We start from the raw sequence: 1,452 nt of genomic DNA on the forward strand, positions 1-1,452 counted from the left end.
GGACGGTTTCCAGAATCGACGCAGTGCCAATGGACTGAATGAAGCTGTCGAGCTTGTCGCTGGTACCGGTCAGTTGAACGGTATACACGCTGGCGCTGACATCAACGATCTGTCCACGGTAAATATCGGTAGTGCGCTTGATCTCGGCACGCTGGGCGCCGGTAGCCTTGACCTTGACCAGCATCAGTTCGCGCTCGATGTGAGCACTCTCCGACAGGTCGACCAATTTGACCACTTCGATCAGCTTGTTCAGGTTCTTGGTGATCTGCTCGATGACTTCATCGTGGCCAACGGTGGTCAGCGTCAGGCGCGACAGAGTCGGGTCTTCGGTTGGTGCCACGGTCAGGCTTTCGATGTTGTAGTTGCGCTGCGAGAACAGGCCCACTACACGAGACAGAGCGCCCGGTTCGTTTTCCAGAAGCAAGGAAATTATGTGCCGCATGATTAAGTACGCTCCGTCTTGCTCAGCCACATATCGCGCATGGAGCCGTCTTTGATCTGCATCGGGTAGACGTGCTCGCTGGTGTCGACCGAAACATCGATGATCACCAGACGATCCTTCATGGCAAACGCTTCTTCCATCTTCGACTTCAAATCTTTCGATTCGGTGATGCGCACGCCAACGTGACCATAGGCTTCTGCCAGCTTGACGAAGTCAGGCAGGGATTCCATGTAGGAATGCGAGTGACGGCTGCCATAACTCATGTCTTGCCACTGGCGAACCATACCCAGAACGCCGTTGTTCAGGATGACGATTTTGACCGGCAAGCCGTATTGCAGACAGGTGGACAGTTCCTGAATGTTCATCTGGATGCTGCCCTCGCCCGTCACGCAGACAACGTCGGCATCCGGGAAGCTCAACTTGATGCCCATGGCCGCCGGAAAACCGAAGCCCATGGTGCCCAATCCACCGGAGTTGATCCAGCGGTTCGGCTTGTTGAACTTGTAGTACTGCGCGGCGAACATTTGGTGCTGACCAACGTCGGAGGCCACAAAGGCATCGCCCTTGGTGACTTCGCACAGGGTTTCGATCACGGTCTGCGGCTTGATGACGCTGCCGTCGCCCTTGTCATAAGGGAACAGGCCACGATCACCGCGCCACTCGTCGACCTGCTTCCACCAGCTGGCAACGGACTCCTTGTTTGGGGTCTCGCCGATTTCCTTGAGGATCGCGACCATTTCGGTCAAGACGCTCTCGACCGGGCCGACGATAGGCACGTCTGCCTTGATAGTCTTGGAAATCGAAGCCGGGTCGATGTCGATGTGAATGATCTTGGCATTCGGGCAGAACTTGGCCGGGCCGTTGATCACACGGTCATCGAAGCGGGCGCCGACTGCAAGGATCACGTCCGCATGGTGCATCGCCAGGTTGGCGGTGTAGCTGCCATGCATGCCGAGCATGCCGATGAACTGACGGTCGGTGCCAGGGTAGGCACCCAGCCCCATCAGGGT

At 57.0% G+C, this 1,452-nt stretch carries 2 protein-coding genes; both read right to left on the minus strand.

All coding sequences use genetic code 11. The annotated features are described in order from the left end of the window. On the minus strand, positions 1 to 442 hold a 442-nt coding region (gene ilvN, locus AC1DRJ_RS27525), incomplete at its 3' end, for an acetolactate synthase small subunit (protein WP_068931410.1). Between the two features lie 2 nt (positions 443 to 444). Beyond that, on the minus strand, positions 445 to 1,452 hold a 1,008-nt coding region (locus tag AC1DRJ_RS27530; RefSeq protein ID WP_477804928.1), incomplete at its 5' end, for a thiamine pyrophosphate-dependent enzyme.

The organism is Pseudomonas sp. P5_B2, assembly GCF_056400445.1.